The 15,891-nt window shown below is 67.7% G+C and carries 17 protein-coding genes and 3 pseudogenes; 11 read left to right on the top strand and 9 right to left on the bottom strand.

Going from position 1 to position 15,891, the window contains the following annotated elements; all coding sequences use genetic code 11:
* Nucleotides 1–537 (bottom strand): annotated as a pseudogene (locus KPL57_RS55885) (transposase family protein); the annotation flags it as partial.
* Nucleotides 538–576: 39 nt separating this feature from the next.
* On the bottom strand, nucleotides 577–861 hold the full coding sequence (locus KPL57_RS55880; RefSeq protein ID WP_226358211.1) for a transposase family protein: 285 nt from the start codon (nucleotides 859–861) through the stop codon (nucleotides 577–579).
* 493 nt (nucleotides 862–1,354) lie between these two features.
* Here KPL57_RS55880 and KPL57_RS55875 point away from each other — a divergent pair.
* Nucleotides 1,355–1,603: pseudogene (locus KPL57_RS55875) on the top strand (transposase family protein); the annotation flags it as partial.
* A gap of 183 nt (nucleotides 1,604–1,786) precedes the next feature.
* On the opposite strand, the gene KPL57_RS55870 reads toward KPL57_RS55875, so the two are convergent.
* Nucleotides 1,787–2,206 carry a transposase family protein gene (locus KPL57_RS55870; RefSeq protein ID WP_226358213.1) on the bottom strand — a complete coding sequence of 140 codons (420 nt, stop codon included), beginning with the start codon at nucleotides 2,204–2,206 and terminating at the stop codon, nucleotides 1,787–1,789.
* Nucleotides 2,207–2,458: 252 nt separating this feature from the next.
* Between KPL57_RS55870 and KPL57_RS55865 the strand changes: the two genes are divergently transcribed.
* The 4 genes from KPL57_RS55865 (at nucleotide 2,459) to KPL57_RS55850 (ending at nucleotide 4,997) form a co-directional block, all read left to right on the top strand.
* Nucleotides 2,459–3,163: an META domain-containing protein gene (locus tag KPL57_RS55865; RefSeq protein ID WP_264199792.1), complete on the top strand. Its 705-nt coding sequence runs from the start codon at nucleotides 2,459–2,461 to the stop codon at nucleotides 3,161–3,163.
* A 33-nt stretch (nucleotides 3,164–3,196) separates the two neighbouring features.
* Nucleotides 3,197–3,799, top strand: coding sequence for a DUF1440 domain-containing protein (locus tag KPL57_RS55860; protein WP_226358214.1), 603 nt, complete (start codon nucleotides 3,197–3,199; stop codon nucleotides 3,797–3,799).
* A 197-nt stretch (nucleotides 3,800–3,996) separates the two neighbouring features.
* Nucleotides 3,997–4,374 (top strand): hypothetical protein, encoded by a 378-nt coding sequence (locus KPL57_RS55855; protein ID WP_226358221.1) that lies wholly within the window; start codon nucleotides 3,997–3,999, stop codon nucleotides 4,372–4,374.
* Nucleotides 4,375–4,553: 179 nt separating this feature from the next.
* Complete coding sequence (locus KPL57_RS55850; RefSeq protein WP_226358222.1) at nucleotides 4,554–4,997, top strand: hypothetical protein; 444 nt, start codon at nucleotides 4,554–4,556, stop codon at nucleotides 4,995–4,997.
* 6 nt (nucleotides 4,998–5,003) lie between these two features.
* Here the strand turns inward: KPL57_RS55850 and KPL57_RS68335 are convergent, their stop codons facing one another.
* Both KPL57_RS68335 and KPL57_RS73200 read right to left on the bottom strand, forming a co-directional pair.
* On the bottom strand, nucleotides 5,004–5,918 hold the full coding sequence (locus KPL57_RS68335; protein WP_264199793.1) for an Lsr2 family protein: 915 nt from the start codon (nucleotides 5,916–5,918) through the stop codon (nucleotides 5,004–5,006).
* Between the two features lie 10 nt (nucleotides 5,919–5,928).
* The gene (locus KPL57_RS73200; protein WP_226358229.1) at nucleotides 5,929–6,210 is read right to left on the bottom strand and encodes a histone-like nucleoid-structuring protein Lsr2; all 282 of its coding nucleotides are present in this window, start codon (nucleotides 6,208–6,210) and stop codon (nucleotides 5,929–5,931) included.
* A gap of 1,251 nt (nucleotides 6,211–7,461) precedes the next feature.
* Here KPL57_RS73200 and KPL57_RS55835 point away from each other — a divergent pair.
* Nucleotides 7,462–7,983 (top strand): hypothetical protein, encoded by a 522-nt coding sequence (locus KPL57_RS55835; RefSeq protein ID WP_226358223.1) that lies wholly within the window; start codon nucleotides 7,462–7,464, stop codon nucleotides 7,981–7,983.
* 132 nt (nucleotides 7,984–8,115) lie between these two features.
* A complete protein-coding gene (locus tag KPL57_RS55830; protein ID WP_226358224.1) occupies nucleotides 8,116–8,568 on the top strand; it encodes a hypothetical protein in 453 nt (150 codons plus the stop codon).
* Between the two features lie 102 nt (nucleotides 8,569–8,670).
* Here KPL57_RS55830 and KPL57_RS55825 read toward each other — a convergent pair whose 3' ends face one another.
* The gene (locus tag KPL57_RS55825; RefSeq protein WP_226358225.1) at nucleotides 8,671–10,146 is read right to left on the bottom strand and encodes a CitMHS family transporter; all 1,476 of its coding nucleotides are present in this window, start codon (nucleotides 10,144–10,146) and stop codon (nucleotides 8,671–8,673) included.
* Nucleotides 10,147–10,315: 169 nt separating this feature from the next.
* Complete coding sequence (locus KPL57_RS55820) at nucleotides 10,316–10,528, bottom strand: MarR family transcriptional regulator (protein ID WP_226358226.1); 213 nt, start codon at nucleotides 10,526–10,528, stop codon at nucleotides 10,316–10,318.
* A gap of 389 nt (nucleotides 10,529–10,917) precedes the next feature.
* Between KPL57_RS55820 and KPL57_RS55815 the strand changes: the two are divergent.
* The 4 genes and pseudogenes from KPL57_RS55815 to KPL57_RS55800 all read left to right on the top strand — a co-directional run.
* Nucleotides 10,918–11,163: pseudogene (locus tag KPL57_RS55815) on the top strand (DDE-type integrase/transposase/recombinase); the annotation flags it as partial.
* A 384-nt stretch (nucleotides 11,164–11,547) separates the two neighbouring features.
* Nucleotides 11,548–12,726 carry a hypothetical protein gene (locus KPL57_RS55810; RefSeq protein WP_226358320.1) on the top strand — a complete coding sequence of 393 codons (1,179 nt, stop codon included), beginning with the start codon at nucleotides 11,548–11,550 and terminating at the stop codon, nucleotides 12,724–12,726.
* 37 nt (nucleotides 12,727–12,763) lie between these two features.
* Nucleotides 12,764–15,109, top strand: coding sequence for a DEAD/DEAH box helicase (locus KPL57_RS71060; protein ID WP_226358319.1), 2,346 nt, complete (start codon nucleotides 12,764–12,766; stop codon nucleotides 15,107–15,109).
* Nucleotides 15,110–15,173: 64 nt separating this feature from the next.
* A complete protein-coding gene (locus tag KPL57_RS55800; protein WP_226358318.1) occupies nucleotides 15,174–15,485 on the top strand; it encodes a hypothetical protein in 312 nt (103 codons plus the stop codon).
* On the opposite strand, the gene KPL57_RS68325 is transcribed toward KPL57_RS55800, so the two are convergent.
* Both KPL57_RS68325 and KPL57_RS55795 read right to left on the bottom strand, forming a co-directional pair.
* Entirely contained in the window at nucleotides 15,470–15,595 is a 126-nt protein-coding gene (locus KPL57_RS68325; RefSeq protein ID WP_264199820.1) for a hypothetical protein, read from the bottom strand. The genes KPL57_RS55800 and KPL57_RS68325 overlap by 16 nt on opposite strands.
* 54 nt (nucleotides 15,596–15,649) lie before the next feature.
* Complete coding sequence (locus tag KPL57_RS55795) at nucleotides 15,650–15,880, bottom strand: hypothetical protein (protein WP_226358317.1); 231 nt, start codon at nucleotides 15,878–15,880, stop codon at nucleotides 15,650–15,652.
* Nucleotides 15,881–15,891: the final 11 nt, after the last annotated feature.

Below are 15,891 nucleotides of genomic sequence, written 5' to 3'. Positions count from 1 at the left end.
CCCGCACCCCGGCGGTGTTTGACGCGTGGACCGCGTCGATGATCCCGTGGGCGCGGGCGGCACCCATGTCGTGCCGGGCTCCGGGTAGCGGTGGGAGATCCACACCAGCCTGCCGACGGGGTCGGCGATGACCTGCACGTTCAGGCCGTGGCACTTGTGTTTGCCGGAGTAGAACGCCCGGTCGTAGCCGGATGTCATGCCGACCCGGTCGATACGCAGCAGCGTGCCGTCCAGGATCACGAACGCCTTCCCAGCGGCGACGGTGATGGCCTGTTCCAGGGTCGGGGCGAGCGCGGCGAGCAGACCGATCGCCTCGGTCAGGTACCGGTACACCGTCGCGGTGCTCACCGCGAACCCGCAGGCCAGGGCAGCGTAGGTCTCGCCCTTACGCAGGTAGGCGAGCACCAGCAAGGCCTGCCGACCGGCTGAGAGCCGGCGCCAGCGTGTTCCACGCTGACGCCGATGCCCCCGGAGAAGATCAGCAAGATCACGGACGCTACGGCTGGACACGTTCATCCCGGATGGGTAGGACAGCACACGGGGCTCCTGGCAGACGACGGTTCGACACCCATCCGTCTACCAGGAGCCCCACCCCGGCCGGCCTTCACGCCCCTGACCAGCACAAACGTCAGGTTGAAAAAGGCTCACTGCGTTCCAGTCCCACGTCGGGCACACGGTGCCATCGACCAGCACTGTTCCGCCTCCGAGGACCTCCCGCGGGTCGGGCACGACGTCGGCGAGGACCTCGCCGATCACCGGGCGCAGCAGGTCCCAGCGGCGACTGACCGTGGACTGGCTGACCCCGAAGATCGCGCCCGCGAAGTCCTGGGTCACGTTCTTGCGCATCAGCGTCACCACCATGGCCACTGACCGGAACAAGCCCAACGCAACAGGCCTACCTGCAGAAACGAACTTGCCGCCGCATCGGGCGTGTACTCTCACCACCAGATCGGTGAGTTGTCTATCGTCCAACCCTGTCATAGCTTTGAATCGCAACAGCTCTTCGCCGATCCTCGTTCGATGCCTGGGAACACCGAACAAACCGGCAAGGGCTGTTGCACTTCAAGCGCGACACACCGCCGTGCCGGTATCGAGACAAAATCGCCGGTGACGGCTTCCGCAGATCAACAGAATTACTCCCTTGTGAATAAGCCCCCTGGACGAGGCCTCCTTGGCTCGGGCATACCGGTTGGTCGGGTTGAAGGGTGAACCGTCCTGGGTCTGCGAGAGGCTGAGAGGCTTATTCAGGGCCCGTGAAATAACGATCTAGCCCGGCGTGTCGGGTTGGGCGACAGCCCGTCCATCGCGAAGATTAATTTGCCGAATCAATCCAAGATGAACGGGTTGTCGCAGTATGTACTATACCACTGGCTTTCGGCGTGATGAGATTCAGGATCTTGCCGCTCTGGTGCATGAGCAGGATCAGCGGAACGCGACTGGCCTGCGACGGCCTTGGCCGCCGATTCTGGGATTGTTCTGGTCGGTGGTGATCACGTTGGCGTATCTGCGCGGGAATCGTGTGCAGTGGGAGTTGGCGGAAACCTACGGGGTGTCGCAGTCGACGGTCAGTCGAGCGATCGCGGGGGTGACACCGTTGCTGGCACAGGCACTGCGGAGTGTCGTTCCGACTGCGGAGGAGCTTCGTGCCGATCGGCAGTACATCATCGACGGAACCCTACTGCCCTGCTGGTCATGGACCGCCGTACCAGGTCTGTGGTCGGGCAAGCATCGCACCACCGGCGTCGTCGTCCAGGTCGCAGCCACCCTGAGGCTTATTCAGGCTCCGTCAGGTAAGTGTGTAGAAGATGAGTCCGATGACTGCCGAGATTGTCGTTTTAAATGTGGCGTAGGGTCGGCGGTAGTCTGTGTGGAGAACTTTCCACGTTTTGATATGGGCGATGACTCGCTCGATGGTGGCGCGTGTGCGGTTGAGGCTCTTGTTGAATGTTTTCTGCCAGTCGAGAAGTTCCCGGCCGGGTTGTTTTTTGAACGGGGTGAGCATGCCGCGCCCGATGTAGCCTTTATCGCCGATCGGTGGGTATGTGGCGAGGTGGTCGAGGGCGCCGGATTGGTCGAGGCAATGTAGGTCGTGTCGGGAGCCTGGGGTCGGGTCGGAGATCCAGCACGTCCCGACCCCAATAGCGCATGAACTCGTAAGACAAGTGACCGAAGTCAGGACGGACGCGCAGCGGCCGGAGACCGACACGGCAACGCCAGATCAACAGCGACCAGAGGCGGCGAGGACGAGCCGGACACCGCCCAGGCCTGACCGAGGACGGGAGACGCGACTGGAGAACGCCCCAGGCGGCGAATGGAGACCGCCGGCCAGCCAGGCCGGCTGCACCAACACGCGACAGCGCGGTGCACCGAGCCCGTCCTGCGGCCCGCAGCAGCGCCACGAGCAAGCACCCACCGTGGACCATCACTACCGGCGAGTAACCATGTTCTCCTGAAGCCCATGCACACGATCTCCCGCGCACGCCGCGCCGGCGCCGCAGCACTACTCGCCGCCGCCGCACTCACCACCGCCGCAGCCATGACCACCAGCACTGCCACCGCAGCCACCCCCCACACCGCCGCCATCAACGCCGCCGACAACGGGCGGCCCTACTACGAGGTCTGGGAACCCGGACAGCACCGCCCCCACCACCCCGGAGAAGTCCACGTGCCTCGCCCTGACACCACCACCACCGACACCGACGGCCCCCACGCCGTCGGACCACTGCCCGCCACCCCCGCAGCAGCCGACACCGCAGCACGAGCAGCCGTGACCGAGCCGATCCCGACCGTCGAGCCGGCGACACACCCCCTACAGCAGGCCCTACTCGGACGCTGGACCCCCACCGACGACAGCGCCGGCGGGCGGGCATTCGTCGAATTCACCGACAACGGCCACTGGACCGGCTCCGACGGCTGCAACACCCTCCACGGCACCTGGACGGTCTCCGCCGACGGAGCATTCGTCGCCGACGCCGACCCGACCACTCTCATGGCCTGCGAGAACGTGCCCATCGCAGAGTGGCTCACCCAAGCCATCCACGCCCGAGTCACCCACACCCACCCCACCGACCGAACCACCGGCGAGACTCTCGTCCTGCACGACGGCTACAGCGACCTCACCGACCCCGCCGGCAACATCACCCTGACCCGCCATCACCCCTGACACCGTCCTCGCGCTCCGAGCACCCGTAGGCACGTGCTCAGCACGTCCCATACCCTCGCGCTCTTCACGGCCTCCGACCAACACCATCAGGCCGCGAAAAGCTCAAACCACCCTGAAATTCACATGAACACGCGCATGTCAGCAACTATGTACAGAGTCATCATTGCGGCCGCAATGTCCGGCCTCGTCAAGCTGGGATGGGAAGTCATCCTCCCCGCGCGCACCCCAGACAGAGCGTCACCGCCTGTGGTCCTACTCGAACAAGCCGGGCTCCCCGCAAACGAATGGACCTACACATTCTCTGCCCACACAATAAACTTCGGAGGGATCACAACACATTTCATCTTCTGCGCCGTAGCGGCGGCCGCATTCCTCTTCCTCGCGCAGCGCATCCACCTCAACCGGATCTGGCTGGTAACCCTGTTCGGGACCGGCGCATGGCTGGGCTTCCACTGGATCGCCTTACCCCTCCTCGGATTGACCCCGGCAACTGCGGACCTCCCGTTCGACGAGAACCTTTCAGAGTTCCTAGGGCATTTGCTGTGGGCATGGGTGATCAGCTACTGCACCACCACCGGCACACCGGAACTCGCTCACGAAGAGAGGACGGTCAAGGTCGGCAACCCCGATACCTGACGAACCACGTGACGGCCCCCAACGGGCAGCCATTCGCGTGAACACTCTCCCCCGCGACGAACGCAGTGCGTAGCCGACATACACCGACCGAGTGGTGGTGCGTGGCCTGCAGTTTCCCGCGCAGGGCGCCTGTCGTTGCAGCTGGTACGGGCTCCCCCTCGTATTCGAGTACCAGCACTACCTGGAGGACATGCGTGATGTGGAAGAAGGCCGGAATTGTCGTGGCTGCGTCGGCGGCATCGCTGATGGCGCTCTCGCCGGTGGCGATGGCCCACACCAGCAGCGACCGGGGTGACCATGGTGACCACGGGATCGACAAGAGCGCCGAAGGCCTGATCGCCGGGCTGAACGGCAACAACGTCAACGTGCCCGTGCAGGTGTGCAACAACAACATCCCGGTCAACCTCGTCGGCCTGCAGGTCCCCATCGAGGACGCCGCCGCTGCGAACGGCCTCACCGGCGCCCTCGGCATCCTCGGAGAGGCCAAGGCCAAGTCTGGGGACTCGGTCACCGACCAGTCCGATAACTGCGCCCAGGCCAGCGACACCGGCGACACCGTGAAGGGCCACAAGTAACACCCCCCGCACAACGCGGTCATTTGCCCCGCGCGTGCAGAACAGAGCCCCGCACTCCGAGCGGCCACGGCACCGACAGCACAGGGTGCCGACAACCCCCGGGGTGCGGGGCTCTCCCACACCCCCCGGGCGCCCCACGCCGGGCGACGGTCACACCGGGCGCTTCTACACTGGTCCCCGTGTCTGACCGCTCCGACCCGATGGGCCCCGACGACATCCTGGTCATCGCCAGCCAGGACTTCACCGTCCGCGGCAACAAAGACCTCTACCAGGCCTCCTACGCCCTGATGAGCTACTTCTCCGGGCTCTGCCGACACGGCCGCATCGCCGACGCCTACGCCGGACCCACCCAGCCTCCCGCCGAACACGGCTACGACCCCGACGACCTCGGCGGCGAGCACCTCACCGTCCGGATCGAAGTCATCGCCGACACCGTCGACCACGGCACCACCACCGCCCTCGAGACCATGCACCGCGGCTTCACCACCCTCGCCCGGACACTGCCCGACCAGTACAGCCCCGACGAGATCCAAGTGCTGACCATCGCCATCGGCGGCGACGACCTGACCATCACCCACCTCGACCGCACCGCCGCCTACCGACGGGTCGGCCTCACCCCCTGACCCGAATCAGCAGTGACCACCAGTCTCCAGGCCCGACCCGCCGGGATCGAGCAACTCCGGATGGGCCCGTAGATAGGCATCCCGCACCTGCCCCGACAACCGCCCCCGCGCACCCACCGGATAACCCTGAGCCTGCGCCCACACCCGCACCGCACCCACCGACACCGACGACCTCGGCGGCGAAGTCGAAGTCGGGGTCGGGGTCGGCGCAGCCTTCCCGGGACCGCCCTGGTCCCGACCGACCGCGGCGCCACCCGCGGCCTCCTCGCCCGACACATCCTCAGCAGCACCGGCCCTGACACCAGAGCTGGTGCCGACCTCAGGGCCGATCTCGGGACCGCTGATGACGCCGGCGGTGGCGCAGGGAATGTCGTGAACAATGTCGGAGGGAACGTCGCCGAGCGGCCACAAGGCCAGAGGCACATCCCCCTCATGCGCGATAACGCGGCGAGTGGCCGAGCGCCGACGCCGGACCCGCTCCGACCTATCACGAACCGAATCGCCAGCACCAGCTCCATCAGCACCAGCAGCAGCCACGACGCCGGCCTGGGCTGACCCGGTGACAACCGCCGCGGAGGCGTGAGCCCCGACCTCGCTGACCCGGTGGACCTCTCCGAGAACGGTGAGGTCGGCCAGGTCGCGGAGCAGGGTGTTGACGAACACCTGAGCGACGTCGGTGTGGGCGTGATGATCCAGAAACGCCGACACCACCCGCACCGCGGTCAGCGCCTCAGCCTCCCGATCACCCCACACCGGATGCGACTCCACACCCCGCGCCGCCCGCCGCGCCGCCCGCACCACCTCCGCGAACCGGCGAACCCGCACAATCTCCCCCGCCACACCCGACCCCACAGCATCGGGCACCGCAGCAGCGGGAACCGCGCCGTCCAGTACCCCGGCGTCCGGGTCGGGTCTGCTCACCCGCCCATGCTCACCCAGACGACCCTGGACCCGCTACCGCAGCGAGGTAGGCGTCCCGGACATGGGCTGGGAGCCGCCCCCGCTCACCGACGGTGTAGCCGTTCTCCCGAGCCCACTCCCGCACCAACCGCGCATCCGGAACCACCGACACCGCCGACACCGACACCGCCGACGAGCCAGGGGCAGGGGCAGGGGCAGAGACCGGCGCGGGAGCCGCAGTAGCGGCAGCCCCGGCCGCCGCGGCGGACGTAGCGGCGCCAGCACCTGCCGCAGCGGCGGCGGCAGTGTCCATGATCGGTCGCAGGATCTTCGCCAACGCATACGCCGCGACGTCACACGCCTTCATCTTCGCCCCCTCCGTCGCCGTACACACCACGACCTCACCCGCAGTGTCGCCCACCAACAGACGCGCCGACACCGTCGCGGCGAACCCCTGCGGATGCCCCGACTTCCCCACCCCCGCCGGGACCGCACCGATCTCCAGATCCGCGATCCGCTCCACCTGCCGCCAATGATGCAACAACGCCCGCGGCGAGGTGTACTTCCCCAACACCGGATCCTGACCCGGCTTCACCCCACCCGGCACCACACCCTTCCGGCCGGCCCCCCTCGACCCCGCACCCCTCGACCCGGACGGTGCCGCCCCGGACGGCTCCTTCTGCACGGCATTCTGCTGCGTGGCCTTCTGCAACCCCGGACCTGTCGAACCGGCCTGCCCAGCGCTACCCTCACCCCGAACAGCCCCGGACCCGACACCGACCTCACCATCAGCCTCGGCGTCGGGCGCCCCCGCCCCAGCACCCACCTGCGACACCGGCACGGCCTGCACCGCGCCGGGCCCCGCACGTCCCGCCCCGGCCGCCGAGGGCGGGACGCTGCCCGGGGCAGCGAACACCGGCGTCACCGTCGGCGCCTCCACCGGATCAGGAACCACAGGGATCCCCGCAGCCTTCAACCACGTCCGCAACGCCGCCGGCGGCACCTGAAGAACATCCGCGGCAGCCTTCGCCGACATCCCCCGACGGATCATCGTCTCCGCCCGCTCCAACACCCGAGCCCGATCCCGCTCCGCATCCACCGACGTCCCCAGACGTACAGCATGCTCACGCTCCCCCAGCTTCAAATCCTCCGCAGCCGACAACACACACGCCAACGAGCAATACATCCCCAACCGCAGATGACGACCCCCACCACCCGGCGACCGCTCCAACAAATACCAACCGGTCGGGACACTGATCCCCACCGCCGTCAACTTGCACGACCGACAAAAATACGACCGCTCCACACCCCCCGACGGCGACGGCCCCCACGGCCCCGCAGAGGGTGTCGCCCGCCGATCCGGCACCCGACGACCCGGCTCCCGCCGCGCCCCACCCGAACCCGACGACCTACCCGCACCCGACATCCTGGAATGCTCGTACCGCACCGTGACCCCGCCAATCAGAAATATCGCGAACCCGACCCCTGCAACGGTAACCAGAACGGCACCCACGCCAGGTCATGAGACAGCGGACCGGACACGAAGCGGTCCCGTACCCTCCCGATGATGATCGTGCGCGCCACCGCGAAAGTACTCACCGCCATCCGGCAACGCCCCGACCAGCTCCCCACCCTCCCCCCGACCGGGGACGACTGGTACCTGCACCTGGCCTGGCTCCGCGCACGCAAATGCCTCCTACTCACCCACGCCGACACCCTATTCTCGGTGTTCATCCCCGACATCCGCGTCCACGACCTGCGCCCACCCGGCCCCCTGCTCGTGGCACGCATCCACGCCGCCCTCGACGCCGCGGACCTCCCCACCGACGCCCTCGGCGAACTCGACCCCGACACCGTCGCCCTGGCCAAAACCCTCGACCGACGCGTCCGAGGCGTCATGAACGACCACCTCTACACCGTCGAACACCTCCTCGACCACCACAGCATCGGCATCGACCCCGACCGACCCGGCATCACCGCCCCCGACACCCTCGACCTCATCCACCGCCACCTACGCCGCACCATCAACAGCCCCACCGGCTACACCCAACCCATCGACGCCATCCGCGCCCGCCTCACCACCTGACAACAAGCCGACACCCCCACGGGACGACAGCTGTCAACAGCGACGCAGACTCCCCTCCCTTGTTCAGGCGACCGTCCGTGTGACCAACAGGCGTCTACCGGCCACGCACAGTTCGTGCCCTACTCTCATTGCGTGACGATCATGCTTCCCGACAGGGCTACACGAGGTTCCCGCCGACACGGCATCGCCCGCCGTGCCGTGGCCGGACTGACCGCCGCGGCCGCGCTGGCCGCGTCCCTGCTCCTGGCCCCCGCCGCCAGCGCCGCCGACACACCACCACCCGGGCAGCCCTACGGCCAGGGCCAGTCCAGCCAGTCCACCGTGCGCCCCGGCGGGAACCCCGAATGCCGCCCAGGTGACCCCCTGTGGTGCGAGGTCGATGGCGGGTTCATCACCATCCGCTTCTTCGAACCCGGCACCTACGAGTTCGAGTTCACCATGAGCGACGCCGACAACCGCGGCGAATACACCACCCGCCACACCGTCACCAACGACGGCCACAGCGGACCGGTCACCATCCAGGTCGTCAGCCCCTACTTCCGCGAAATGGGCTTCAAGATCGACAAGTTCAGCTACCGCTGGTAGGGCACCCACGCACGCCGGTGGGGCGGCCCCCGGGGAGTCGGGGCCGCCCCACCGGGGGTGGCAACAACAGCGCCGTTCAGCGGCGCCATTCAGTCGCGCTGGTCAGCCGAGGGGGATGACTCCCAGCGCGATCGCCGTTGCCATCATCACCAGCGAGCACACGGCGGCCCGCCAGATGACCTTCTTGTGATGATCAGCGAGGTCGACCTTGGCCAGCGACACCAGCAGCAGCATCGCCGGGACCAGGGGGCTGGTCATGTGCACCGGCTGCCCGATGATCGAGGCGCGTGCCATCTCCACCGGCGAGATGCCGTAATGCCCGGCCGCCTCGGACAAGATCGGCAGGATCCCGAAGTAGAACGCGTCGTTGGTGAGGAAGAACGTCAACGGCATACTCAGCACACTGACAATCACCGCGAACCAGCTGCCCACCTCCGCCGGGACCGCCGTGACGATCCCGTTCGCCATCGCCGCGACCATCCCGGTACCCGACAGCACCCCGACCAACACCGACGCGGCGAACACCATCGCGACCACCGCCACGATCGAGCTGGCATGCGCGGTCACGGCGGTGACCTGATCGGCCGGGCGAGGGAAGTTCACGACCAACGCGATCGCTGACGCGGCGACGAACACCAGCGACAACGGCAACACATCCAGCCCCAACACCACCAACAGCGCCGCGGTCAACACCAGGTTGAACCAGATCAACTTCGGGCGCAGCGTCGGCCTGTTCGGATCCAGCACCCCACCTGCGTCGATGAACCCGTCCCCCGGACCTGCCGCATCCCCGCCAGCACCAGCTGTGACAGCCGCGGCAGGCGCGGACTGTCCCGCAGGACCAGCACCGTCAGCACCAGCACCGCCCGGGTCAGGCGCGGCACCGACGGGCTCGAGGACACCCTCGAGTTCATCGGCGACGATCGGCAACGGCCGCCCGGCCCTGGCAAGCCGACGACGTTCCGAACGGCCGAGGAACCAGGCCAGGATCAGCACCGTGGCCATCCCCAGCACCATGCTCGGGATCATCGGGTTGAACAGCTCCGAGGGAGACACCTTCAGCGCCGTCGCCGCCCGCGCGGTCGGTCCACCCCACGGCAGGATGTTGAGCACCCCGTTGGCCAGATTCGCCACCACAGTCAACACCACCGGACTCAGCCCGAGGCGCAGATAGATCGGCAGCAACGCCGAGACCGTGATGATGAACGTGGTCGACCCATCCCCATCCAGCGACACCGCCCCCGCCAGGACCGCAGTCAGCACCACCAGACGGACCGGGTCGTTGTTCACCGCGCGCAGCACGAACCGGATCAACGGATCGAACAACCCGACATCGATCATCGTCCCGAAGAAGATGATCGCGAAGAACAACAACACCGCAGTCGGAGCGAAATCCTTCATCGCCGACGTGATCGACTTGACGACCCCGTCCTCACCCGACTCCGCGACCCCCGTACCAACCGCGACCAGAGCGAAGGTCAACGGCACCAACACCAGCGCCAACGTCGGAGCGAGCCGCTTCGACAAGATCAAGTACATGAAGACCGCGATCATCGCGGACCCCAGAGCGATAAGCATGCAGGTCCTCGCATCATTGCCGGGGCCACGCCCCATCGGCCGACTTGCGGACAGTAACCAGCCACCGGCCAGTGTCCACAAGATTTGACCATAAAGAAACTAAAGACCACGATGCGTGACGAAAATTCCGGGGTCCCGCTGGTCTGCCTCACCCGGACACCGAACGCGCTCAGGCCCCCACCCGCGCCGTGCCACCCGACGCGGTCGAGACGCTCCAGCAGCGCCCGGTCTTGACCGCAAGCCCGGCCCCGGCCAGCGCGGTCAGTGCTTTCGACACCGCCGGGGCCTTCCGGCCAGTCGCTGCGGCGATGTCCCCGGTCCGGGTGTGCCCGGCGGCCAGGGCGGCGTAGACCTCCCGCTGCGCAGGCGACAACCCACTCACAGCGCCAGGCTCAGCGCTGCACTCGGCCCCGGCCGCGGCATCGGGCCCCTCGACCGAGGCCGGTCGGGACACGACGTCGGCGGCGGTCAACGCCGCCGGCACGGCGACACCCGCCCCCCCCGCCGGCAACGCCACCACCGACACCGGCGCCGACGCAGCCAAGTCCGGGGCCGGAGCCGGGGCGTCTGGGAACGACTCGGCAGCCCCACCAGGGCTGGTGGTGCAGGGCCCCGGCAAAGTCGCTAGATGATCTTGTGGTGGGCCGTGACACGCGGCACCGTTGCGGCGCCGCGCGGCGCTATAGCTGGTCACAGACAGGTGCAGTGCGGCAATCAGAAGGCCGCGGGGGACGGTTCCCACCGTCTATCACGACTTTGCCGGGGCCCTGGGTGATGCGTGCGGCCGGGGTCGCCGGCTACCGCCGCCGACGCCGGGTGCACACCACGATCGTCGAGCAGCCCCGGCAGACGGTGCCCGACCTGCTCAGGCGGGATTTCACCGCCCCAGCACCGAACCAGGTCTACGTCGGTGACATCACCTACCTGCCCCTCGCAGGCGGGACGAACCTGTATCTGGCCACGGTGATCGACTGCTGCTCCCGCAAACTCGCCGGGTGGGCCCTCGCTGATCACATGCCGCACGGCGCGGCCTCGACCGTGGGCTTCCTAGCTCGTCTCCTTACTGGTGAACGGGCCCGTCGTGGGCGGCGGGTGCTGGAGGTGTCCGCAGGTTGCACGAAAGCGTAGGCTCGGCTGAGTGGGCTACAGAGATGTCGAGGAGCCGCTTAGTGGGTTTCACGCCCTGGAGGAGCACGTCGACCTCCCGTTCTCGACGATGGTATTGGGCGTCGATGTGACTGTGGTCGAGGCCGCCCTACCCTCGAATGGCGGACTGGTGGCGGTCCCTCGACGGGGCGGGGAGCCGCAGTCCATCGACTTTCGTGAGCTGCCCTTGCCGTCGCCACCGGTGGGCGGGGACTGGATCCACGTCTATCGGCAGTGGGCGGCCGGTGGCCTGGTGTGAGCGAGTACCAGTATTACGAGTTTCTCGCGGTGGACCGGCCGCTCGACGATCGGGCGCAGGCATCTGTGCGTGCGATGTCGTCGCGGGCGCAGATCAGCGCGACGAGTTTCACTAACGAGTATCATTGGGGTGACTTCCGCGGTGATCCGCTTCGGTTGATGGAGCGCTACTACGACGCCCATCTGTACTTCGCCAACTGGGGCAGCCGGACGCTGATGCTGCGCCTGCCCCTCGGGGTGCTCGACATCGAGGTGGTCCAGTCGCATCTGGTCGATTCGCTGGTGTCCGTCTGGGAAACCGCCGAGCATCTGATCCTGAGCTTACACAGTGACGACGAGAACGCCGAGTTCTTCGGCCCGGACGATCTGTACACGTTGGCAGGACTCGTCGGACTGCGAGCCGAGCTGGCGGCCGGAGACCTGCGTCCGCTGTATCTGGGCTGGCTGGCGGCGCAGGGAAGCTGGGACCGCGACGAATGCGCGTTCGAGTCGGACAATGAGGAGACCCAAGAGCCGGTGGTGCCTCCGGGCTTGTCGGAGTTGACGGCCTCGCAGCGAGTGCTCGCTGACTTCCTGCGTCTGGACCCGGACCTGCTCACGGTCGCGGCACAGGTGAGCCCGCCGTTGGCGGGTGCGCGACTGACGACGAAGCAGCTGGCTTCCCGGGTGGCGCGGCTTCTGGACAACGAGAAGGACCGTTTGCTCGTCTTGGTCGCGCGTGGCGAGAGCCTCGTCGCCCAGGCGGAGCTTCGTCGGCAGGTGAATGTCTCGGATCCAGCGGTCGGCGAAGAGGGCCTACCTCGGACGGTAGCCGAGCTACTGGATGCCGCTCACCTGGTCCGACAGAAGAAGCATCGGCATGCCGAGATCGTGCGCGCGGAGGCAGAAGCGGCGCGGGAACGCGAGCACGCGGCGGCGCGGGAACGACGCCTCACGGCGCTGTCCGCGGACGTGCAGGGTGGCTGGGACCGGGTCGAGGCAATGGTCACTACCGGGAAGCCGGCCGAGTACGCCGCCGCTGTCGCGCTACTCGAAGACCTGTGGGTCGTCGCCGACCGGGCCGACCAGGCGAGCGGGTTCGATGAACGGCTCGCTGAGCTGCGTGCTCGCCATCAGCGCAAGTCGCGTTTCGTCGAGCGGATCGACCGAGCAGGGCTCGTGGCCCGTTCCCGCTGACCGCCGGTTTCCGTGCAGCTGTGGCATCGTGAGGTCCGTGGCGACCGGGGATCTCGAGCGTGAGCTCGCTCGGCTGCAGGCGGAGAACGGTCGACTGCTGCGGCTGCTGGGACTGACGGCAGAGCAGGCCCGCCCCCCGGTTCCGTCCCAGGCGGGGTTGTTCCTGGAGCACCCCGGCATGGTGACGGCGGCGTCGACACCGCAACAGAAGGTGGCTTTCTTCAGGGCGATGTTCGCGGCACGCGACGACGTCTATGCGATTCGCTGGGAGAACGCGAGGTCAGGGAAGTCGGGCTGGGTTCCGGCGGTCGCTGGCGGGTGGCGAAAAGGCGCGAACCGTCCGCGCCTGCGTCTTGGCGACGACGTGGTCGCAGCACACCTGTCGGGTCGCGACCACATCGGGCTGTACCCGTTGATGCCGGGAGACACCTGTCGATGGCTTGCGGCGGACTTCGACGGTCCCGCGGCGATGCTCGACGCGTTGGCGTATCTCAAGGCAGCCAGGGCGGCCGGTGTGCCTGCGGCTCTGGAGGTGTCCCGGTCCGGGATCGGTGCGCATGTGTGGATCTTCTTCTCCGGCACGGTTCCTGCCGCGTCGGCCCGAGCTCTGGGCATGGGGCTGCTCCGGGAGGCGATCGCTGTCCGTGGACGGATCGATCTGCGCAGCTACGACCGTCTGTTTCCCTCCCAGGACGTCCTGCCGTCCTCTGGTGGCATCGGGAACCTGATCGCCGCTCCGCTTCACGGCCAGGCTCGCAAGGATGGCGCGACGGTGTTTCTCGACCTGGGCACTCTCGAACCGCACGAGGATCAGTGGGCGTACCTGTCCGGAATGCATCGACTGTCCTCCGCTGAGGTCACCCGCCTCGCCGGGCGGGTCGGGGCGGTGAAGGTCGGTGGAGCAGTCGAGAGCTTGGCCCCCGCCATGTCGACGCGGACAAGACCGAGATCAGCGGCTGTAGTCGGGCTACGACTGCGGGCCGGTTGCGAGGTAGCCGTGTCGGAGCTGACTCCGGCAGCACTGGGGACGCTCAAACACGCGGCGTCGATGAACAACCCGTTGTTCGGTGAGCGGCAGCGGCGACGGCTGTCGACGTGGAACGTGCCCCGGTTCCTGTTGAGCTACGACGAGACCATGGACGGCCGGCTCGTCCTGCCCCGCGGTCTCGGTGAGCGGGTCATCTCGGTGCTGGAGGAGGCTGGGAGCCGCGTCGAGATCGCCGACGAGCGCTCTGACGGCGACAGCCATGGTTTCGAGCTCGCGGCGACGCTACGCGAGGACCAGGCTGCCGCCGTCTCCGACCTCGCTGCTCACGACCTCGGTGTGCTCGTCGCAGAGCCGGGTGCGGGGAAGACCGTCATGGGATGCGCGCTGATCGCGGAGCACGGTGTAGCCACGCTGATCCTGGTGGATCGCAAGGCGTTGGCGGATCAGTGGCGGAGCCGCATCAGGGAACTCTTGGGTGTTCGGGCGGGCCAGCTGGGCGCCGGACGGTCCTCGCTGCGGGGCGTCGTCGATGTCGTCACTCTGCAGACGCTGGCCCGCCGTCAGGACGTCGCGGAGCTGACCTCGGGATATGGGCTCGTCCTCGTGGACGAGTGTCATCACCTACCCGCTGCCGCATTCGAGAATGCAGTCCGGCAGATCCGGGTGAAGCGATGGGTCGGCTTGACCGCGACCCCGTACCGGCGTGACGGCCTCGATGAGCTCATCCACCACCAGCTCGGCCCGATCCGGCACACGGTGACACCTCCGCCGGCGGGCACGCTGGGGGCCGCCGAAGCCCCTGAGCGTCAGCTGGCTGTGCATCCGACTTCCTACGAGTACCTCGGTGACGCAGATCCGTCGAAGCCGGGCGGGATGGCGGCGATCTACCGAGACCTCGCCGCCAACGAGACACGCACGGTTCAGGTCGTCGGTGACGTTCTCGAGGCGTTGGGCCGCGGGAGGAACTGCCTCGTCCTGACGCAGTGGAAGAGCCACGTCGAGACCCTGGCGGCGCGCCTGCGAGAGGAGGGCCAAGATCCGGTGGTCCTGCGTGGCGGAATGGGCGCCCGGGAACGCAAGGCTGCTCTGGCCCGTCTTGAACCGGGGCCGGCGCCGCTGCTCGTCGTGGCGACCGGGCCCTACGTGGGGGAGGGCTTCGACTGCCCCGCCCTTGACGCCCTCTTTCTCGCGGCGCCGATCGCCTTCAAGGGCCGCCTCGTGCAGTTCGTAGGCCGTGTGCTCAGGCCGCACCCCGGCAAGACGACGGCCGAGGTGCACGACTACCACGACGAGCAGACCGCCGTGCTCGCCTCGTCGTTGGCCAAACGGGCGCCGGGGTACAGGGCTCTCGGCTTCCCTAACCCCCGCGAGGTGATCCTGGCGCACGCTTCGTGAGCGTGCATGTGCGATACGCATCTGATCTTGATCGGACGTTTCGTGTCGTGCTGTACTGCGGAGCGTGAGCACGACGACGTACGCACAACGCACCATCACCGTCATCCTCGACGCGGCGATCCCGATGAGCATGACCACCGGATTCGCCGCCGCACCCGTACAGCACACGTCGTCGCCCACTTCCATCACCACGCCGGCGACACCTCTTTCCACTGCGCTCCCCTCTAACCACAGCGACGAAGAGATCGCCCGCGCCCTGGAACGGATCGCAACCGAACTGGAACACGCCCTGGCCTCCCTACCCTCTGACCAGCGCGACAATCCTCACGCCGTCCGCGACGCAGGGCCCCGGCAAAGTCGTCACGTGATCTTGTAGGTGATCAGCGGGCGGTGAGGGTCGCGGGCGTGGTGGCGTAGCGCTGCGGCGATGTTGGTGACGCCGGCCAGGCGTAGCGCGGTGATCGCGAGGTTCCGCGACGCCGACATGACCTGCGGGGCGTGACCGGTGCGGGCGGTGGCGCGGTCTTCGTCGAAGCAGCATCACGGACCCAGTGCAGGCGATTCTCGATCGACCAGTGCCCACGGATCCACCGCGCGAGCAGACCCAGGGTCGGCATCGGTGCCGGTCAGACTGGTGATCGCGTAGACGGTCTCGGTCTTCCACCTCCCGCCGGGACGTAGGGGACGGCGGCGACGGACCAGCTTGATCGCCTGGGATGCGTGCGGGAAGAACTCTGCGCCCAGGTCGGGGCAGGGGTGCAGGCTGACCATGCTGATCGTGC

The sequence above is a fragment of the Pseudonocardia sp. ICBG601 genome (genome assembly GCF_020496245.1).
This window is presented reverse-complemented; position numbering and strand designations above follow the sequence as displayed.